The organism is Trichocoleus desertorum ATA4-8-CV12 (assembly GCA_019358975.1).
GTDB lineage: Bacteria > Cyanobacteriota > Cyanobacteriia > FACHB-46 > FACHB-46 > Trichocoleus > Trichocoleus desertorum_A.
In genome coordinates, this window is the sequence record JAHHIL010000059.1 from 25087 (window position 1) to 31337 (window position 6251).

Below are 6251 nucleotides of genomic sequence, written 5' to 3' on the forward strand. Positions count from 1 at the left end.
AAGGCAACGTTGAATTTAGCAATTTAGCGTTGATGAGTTGCTTTACAGATTTACCCAGTCAGGTTTCGGCATGTCCACTGATTCCCTTGCCCTCGACAAATCGCTTCAAGTTGAGTTGGAGACAGAGATTGAACGTCGTCGCAATTTTGCGATTATCTCTCACCCAGACGCGGGCAAAACCACTCTGACCGAGAAGTTGTTGCTGTATGGAGGTGCGATTCACGAGGCGGGAGCGGTCAAGGCCCGACGTGCTCAGCGCAAGGCCACCTCAGACTGGATGGAAATGGAGCAACAGCGGGGGATTTCGATCACCTCGACAGTGTTGCAGTTTGCCTACAAAGACTGTCACATCAACCTGCTGGACACACCAGGACACCAAGACTTTAGTGAAGACACCTATCGCACCCTAGCCGCTGCTGACAATGCCGTGATGCTAGTCGATGCAGCCAAAGGTTTGGAACCGCAGACTCGCAAGCTGTTTGAAGTTTGCAAGCTGCGATCGCTGCCTATTTTTACCTTTATCAACAAGCTCGATCGCCCTGGACGCGAACCGCTAGAACTGCTGGATGAAATTGAGCAAGAACTGGGCTTGCAAACCTACGCGGTCAACTGGCCGATCGGGATGGGCGATCGCTTCCGAGGCGTGTTTGATCGACGGGAGCAAAAAATCCACCTATTCGAGCGCAGTGCTCACGGTAGCCGAGAGGCCAGTGTAACCACCGTAGATTTGGGCGACCCCCGAATTGAAGAGCTACTAGAACAAGAACTCTACTACCAACTCAAAGAAGATCTAGAAGTGATTGAGGGGGTAGGGCCAGAGCTAGATTTAGAGCTGGTACACCAAGGCAAAATGACGCCCGTGTTCTTTGGCAGCGCTATGACCAACTTTGGGGTGGAGCCGTTCTTGAATGCTTTCTTGGACTACGCCCTCAAGCCTGGGCCTCATCACAGTACGGTGGGTGAGGTGGAGCCTACCTATCCAGAGTTTTCGGGTTTTGTCTTCAAGTTGCAAGCCAACATGGACCCCAGACACCGCGATCGCATCGCCTTTGTGCGGGTCTGCTCTGGCAAGTTTGAAAAAGATATGACCGTGAACCATGCCCGTTCTGGCAAAACGGTGCGTCTGTCGCGTCCCCAAAAGCTATTTGCTCAAGAACGCGAATCGATCGATGCGGCTTACCCCGGTGATGTGATCGGTCTCAACAACCCTGGAGCGTTTGCGATCGGAGACACGATTTATCTGGGCCAGAAGCTAGAGTACGCAGGGATTCCTTGTTTCTCACCCGAACTCTTCGCTTACCTGAAAAACCCCAACCCCTCTAAGTTTAAGCAGTTCCACAAAGGTGTGTCGGAGCTGCGCGAAGAAGGAGCGGTGCAGATCATGTTTTCGGCGGATGAAGCCAAGCGTGACCCGATCTTAGCGGCAGTAGGGCAACTGCAATTTGAAGTGGTGCAGTTCCGATTGCAAAATGAGTACAACGTGGAAACCCAGATAGAACTTCTACCTTACAGTGTGGCTCGTTGGGTGACGGGAGGCTGGGACGCTTTGCAAAAAGTGGGTCGCTTGTTTAATACGGTCACGGTGAAAGATTCTTGGGGCCGTCCTGTGTTGCTCTTCCGCAATGAGTGGAATTGCCAGCAAGTAGAGGGGGAGCACCCGGAGTTAAAATTAAGCACGATCGCTCCCGTAGTTTCTGGGCAAGAACCTATCTCCACTTGATGTTATGTTGGAGCGGATTATGGCAGCAGCATCTGTATGTCTAGTTCCGACCCTTCTGCATCTAACCAGCCATCTACCAACGCGACGCTGAAAGCAGGCTTAACTGCCCTAAAGCAGGGAGATTACCTCACCGCCATCTCTCTGCTAGAGCGTTGTGCCAACTTTTCTCCTAATCAGGTTGCGCCACCTCCACCCAATACCCCAACTAGCTTGCAAGCTCAGATTGGGTTAGTAACCGCTTATGAGCGTCAAGGTCTGACTCAGCAAGCGATCGCCCTCTGCCAAACCCTCACCCAAACGCCTAACCCTCAGGCAAAAGCTTGGGCCGAAAAAACGTTAGCTAGTTTCATCCAACGCTATCCCGCAGTTGGATCATCTGCTGAGTTGCCACCCTCCACCTCAGCAGCACCCGAGGCTCCATCTACAATCTCTGATGCTAGCGGCGCTGGATTTGTCCCGCTTGATACCGCTCCCACTCGCAAAACTGCTCGAACTAGTAAGCTGCGTCCTCAAACCGCTTCAGTTAGTCAACCACGATCGCAACCTACGGCTGCCTCTACCTCTACACCACCCACTGAAACGTTTTCTGGGGGCAATGAAAATCCAGATCCAGTTTTAGTGACCTCAGCAGCGTCAACAGAACCTCATGAGTGGAAACAAGCAGGTCGGGCGCAAAAGTGGCAACCGCTGAGCAAACTAAAACTCACCCGTTTTTGGCTCTTGCAAGCAGGTAGCGCGATCGCCTTTTTGGCCTTGGCATTATTTATCCTACGCTTCTCTATGCGAGCTACCAACTGGCTGTTGGTTAAGCTACCGTTTGTCCAGCCGATCCAACTGCTCTACCGCGATCCAACTGTCATTTTTATCCTGGGAGCGGGGCTGATGTTAGCCTTGCTGCCTTGGCTGATGGATGCGCTACTCAAGTTTTTATATGGCTTGCAACCCCTATCAACCGCGACTTTAGCCACCTATAGCCCAGAAGCGACTAGAGTATTGAGCCGTCTGTCTCGGCAGAAAAATCTTCCAGCTCCAGCCTTAAGAGTTTTGCCAACTGCCGCTCCCATCGCTCTCACCTATGGCTCTCTGCCCCGCTTTGCCCGCATTGCTGTCAGTCAAGGGCTGCTGGAACAACTAACAGACGACGAAATTGCCGCCATCTACACCGGAGAAATTGCTCACATTGCCCATTGGGATTTTGCCGTGATGTCCTGGGCAGTGCTGCTGCTGCAAATTCCCTACACCCTGTATTGGCAGGTAGCAAATTGGGGCGATCGCTTGGAAGCTCGTAGAAAGCAAGCACAGCGACAAAATACGGCCTTGTTTTACCTCTTCACGGTGCTGGTCTACATCATTGCTGCCTTTTCCAGCCTTAACTATGGCATCTATTGGCTACTCCGCTGGCCGCTGTTGTGGCTGTCTCGTCAGCGGCTCTACTACAGCGATCGCTTAGCCGCTGAATTTACTGGCAATCCTAACGGCCTTACCAGAGCCTTACTCAAAACCGCGATCGGGGTAGCTCAAGATGTGCAACAGCAACAACAAACCAGCTATGTCCTCGAAGGCTTTAATTTTTTAGCACCTCTCGATTACAAAACCGCGCTGACAGTCGGTAGCTTCTACCCCGCTGTTTCCTTTGAGGCACTTCTAGAGTGGGACCGCACCAACCCCTACCGCCATTGGCTCAATATCAACCAATCTCATCCTTTATTCGGCGATCGCCTGCAACTCCTGAGTTCTTACGCTCGTCACTGGCGACTCGACTCTGAGCTAAACTTTGCCAGTTCCAGTCAAGTCTCTACGCCTAAACTAACGTGGCGGCAATGGCTAGCTCGCTATGGACAACGCCTAGCCCTCCAAGGTGCTCCGTTCTGGGGCCTTGTGCTAGGAGTCGCGATCGGACTGGGAATTTGGTTGATTGCTGCGATCGGTGAGTTCTTGGGTTTTTGGAATCTATTTTGGTTGGTAGGAGATTGGGCCGTACTCATTGGTTGTCTACCGTTGGGCTTAAGCTTAGGAATTTTTATTCGCATCAATCCCTTCTTTCCAGACATCACCCCAACTGCGCTCCGAGTCACCCCTCCACTCTCCGCGCTGATCGTTAATTCCGCGCTTCTACCCATCGACAGTAAACCTGTGCAACTCCAAGGCAAATTGTTGGGTCGTACCGGGCTAGCTAATTGGTTGAGCCAAAGCTTAATCCTGCAAACGGAAACTGGATTAGTACCGCTCCATCACATTTCAGCTGTAGGGCCGCTGGGGGCATTTTGGGCGCGATCGCCGCACCCTCGTGACTTGGTTCATCAAACCGTAACCGCTAAAGGTTGGTTCCATCGCGGTGCCACTCCCTGGATTGATCTAGAAACTCTACGAACCCTAGGTGGCAAAACCAGTTCTAGCAACCATCCAATTTGGTCTACCTTGCTAGCTGGGATAGCCGCCTGTGTAGGTACTTATATTCTGTTGTTTATTGGCGGATACTAGTAACATTTACTTATTGATTTTTTTGCTGCCATCTGAATCTATGTGAAGGAAAGCTGTACTAATCTCGAAGCTTATGTTACATTTCTTTACAGAGAGATCCGATTTACCGAAGACGTGGCTCAGCCCTTAACAATGGCAGTTTTTACAGCAAACCGTCTTGGTGTCAGGTTTTCTTCCTCCCAACACAGCAAGCTCGACCAGCCGTAGCCATCGGCTGGTTTTTATTGCAACAGACTAGAAACATACGTTCGTGTTGCGTCAATCTATTGGTATATTCAAAGCTTGCTGTGCCGCTCTACCGACAAAGATCTGGCTCAAGTCTGAAACTTACGATTTTACCTAGCTGCGTATCTAAGGCCGTGATACCTTAATGAATGGCATAGAAATCCTGGAAAAGCAGTTTAAACAGAAAATACTCGAACATAGGCCTCCAGTCATAATTAAAAACCCACAACCATAATGAAGTTCAACTTGCTCTTTTTGGGAGTGCACAGCATTGGATGAAGGGTACTGGACAGCTTTTTTGAGGCGAGAGCTGTGTTTTCGATGTTAGCGAGGGGAGTACAAGGCGTAGCTATTAGTAGAGTCGTCTATCAAGGCAATCTCTCGCCAAATGTGTGAGATTAATGCTTTCAAGCAAGTTTATCTGAACCGATGTCTGGAGGTATCTTTCATGTCTATCCGTCTATATGTGGGCAATTTACCAAAAGAAGTGGAGCGTCAAGAGCTAGCAGCAGTATTTGCTGAAGCGGGCGATTCTGTCTCTACCAAGGTTATCACTGACCGCAAAACAGGCAAGTGTCGTGGTTTCGGTTTTGTGACTGTCAAAACCGATGAGCAAGCCGATGAAATTATTGAAAAGTACAACGGCTTCATGCTCAAGGACTGTGCTCTAAAAATTGAGAAAGCATTGCCTCGTGCCAAAGGTAAGGGTGACGAGCAGGGTGAAGAAAGCAGCAGCGATGTTAGCCCTAGCGCTCCCCCCACCGCTAGCCGTCGCAGCAAGGGTAACAGCAGCAACAACAATAAATCGCGGAGAGTGGCAGCTACCACCTCAATCGATAGTGATGCTGTCCAACCTGATCCACGTTGGGCTCAAGACCTAGAAAAGTTAAAGCAACTTTTGGCGGCTCAAGCGACTAACTAAAGCCGCGTGCGGTAGCTATCCATCTCACAGCCATCGTGTTTCAGGATTAAAGACAGGTGAGATTTACGAATCACCCGTCACAACTAAAAAGCTACCGAAGCTAAAGCTGGGAAGCCCTAGTTTTTGCTTCGGTAGTTGTGTTGTATTTAGGCAATGTCTAAGGCAGTTGTTGCTTGAGCTGACTCATCTGAGCTGAGTCAAGGGTGACTTGTACTACCACTTTTTGGCGATCGTCTCGTAGTGTCAGTAAGTAGTTATCTCCGCTGGGGGCTACTTGCCACTGAGGATTTTTCATAGTTACTGTCTGAAAAGCAACCTGCGGCAACTCGACTCGAATCACCACTTCTTTTTGCGACTGCGGGAAAATGTAGAGCCGCTGATGCAATTGGTCTAATTCCAGTTTATGAACTGTGGTACTGCGCTCTTGAGGGGAATCCGGTTTTTGCCAATAGAGAGTGATGCCACGAATGGCAGGATTCACGAATAAAAACTTTTCGTCAAAGCGCTGGGGCTCCCAGTTGAGGTTGGCTGCCTCCGCAGTTGCAGGCATCAACCGTTGTTGCCAAAGAATCTCTTTGCCATTGAGGTTTTGCCACCACTGACTAATGGTGGCAAAGTGATTACTGTTTTCAGGGCTGTTGCTGCCGTACTGCCAAACGGTTCTTAGTTCCATGATCGGCCTCGCTGCAATGGGTGCGGCAATTTCTAGAGAAATCGCTGTTCACTATTCTGTCTCCAGTGTGACTTCTCCCAGCGCTGACTCTACGAGTACAGCACGGGCTTCTCAGGATCGCTCTTGAGACTTTCGAGCTTCATAGCCAGTTGTCTAGATATTGTTTCCAATACCCCCGACACCTCGGCTCCACTCGCAATTTCAACACCCGATAGACCACGGGCTTCTAT

Annotated in this window: 4 protein-coding genes; 3 read left to right on the forward strand and 1 reads right to left on the reverse strand. The window is 50.2% G+C overall.

The genetic code is table 11. From position 1 onward, the window contains the following. The first annotated feature begins 70 nt into the window (after positions 1-70). From prfC to KME12_24710, 3 genes are all read left to right on the forward strand, one after another. Positions 71-1720 (forward strand): peptide chain release factor 3, encoded by a 1650-nt coding sequence (prfC, locus tag KME12_24700; protein MBW4490977.1) that lies wholly within the window; start codon positions 71-73, stop codon positions 1718-1720. A gap of 36 nt (positions 1721-1756) precedes the next feature. Continuing rightward, positions 1757-4201 (forward strand): M48 family metalloprotease, encoded by a 2445-nt coding sequence (locus tag KME12_24705; GenBank protein ID MBW4490978.1) that lies wholly within the window; start codon positions 1757-1759, stop codon positions 4199-4201. 673 nt (positions 4202-4874) lie between these two features. Continuing rightward, positions 4875-5348: an RNA-binding protein gene (locus tag KME12_24710; protein ID MBW4490979.1), complete on the forward strand. Its 474-nt coding sequence runs from the start codon at positions 4875-4877 to the stop codon at positions 5346-5348. 157 nt (positions 5349-5505) lie between these two features. Here KME12_24710 and KME12_24715 read toward each other — a convergent pair whose 3' ends face one another. Next, positions 5506-6021, reverse strand: a complete 516-nt coding sequence (locus KME12_24715; GenBank protein ID MBW4490980.1) for a hypothetical protein — start codon at positions 6019-6021, stop codon at positions 5506-5508. Positions 6022-6251 lie beyond the last annotated feature (230 nt).

Bases quoted from the DNA above. Each gene is read 5' to 3' on its own strand.
- prfC (MBW4490977.1), top strand. From the start codon at position 71: ATGTCCACTGATTCCCTTGCCCTCGACAAATCGCTTCAAGTTGAGTTG.
- KME12_24705 (MBW4490978.1), top strand. From the start codon at position 1,757: ATGTCTAGTTCCGACCCTTCTGCATCTAACCAGCCATCTACCAACGCG.
- KME12_24710 (MBW4490979.1), top strand. From the start codon at position 4,875: ATGTCTATCCGTCTATATGTGGGCAATTTACCAAAAGAAGTGGAGCGT.
- KME12_24715 (MBW4490980.1), bottom strand. From the start codon at position 6,021: ATGGAACTAAGAACCGTTTGGCAGTACGGCAGCAACAGCCCTGAAAAC.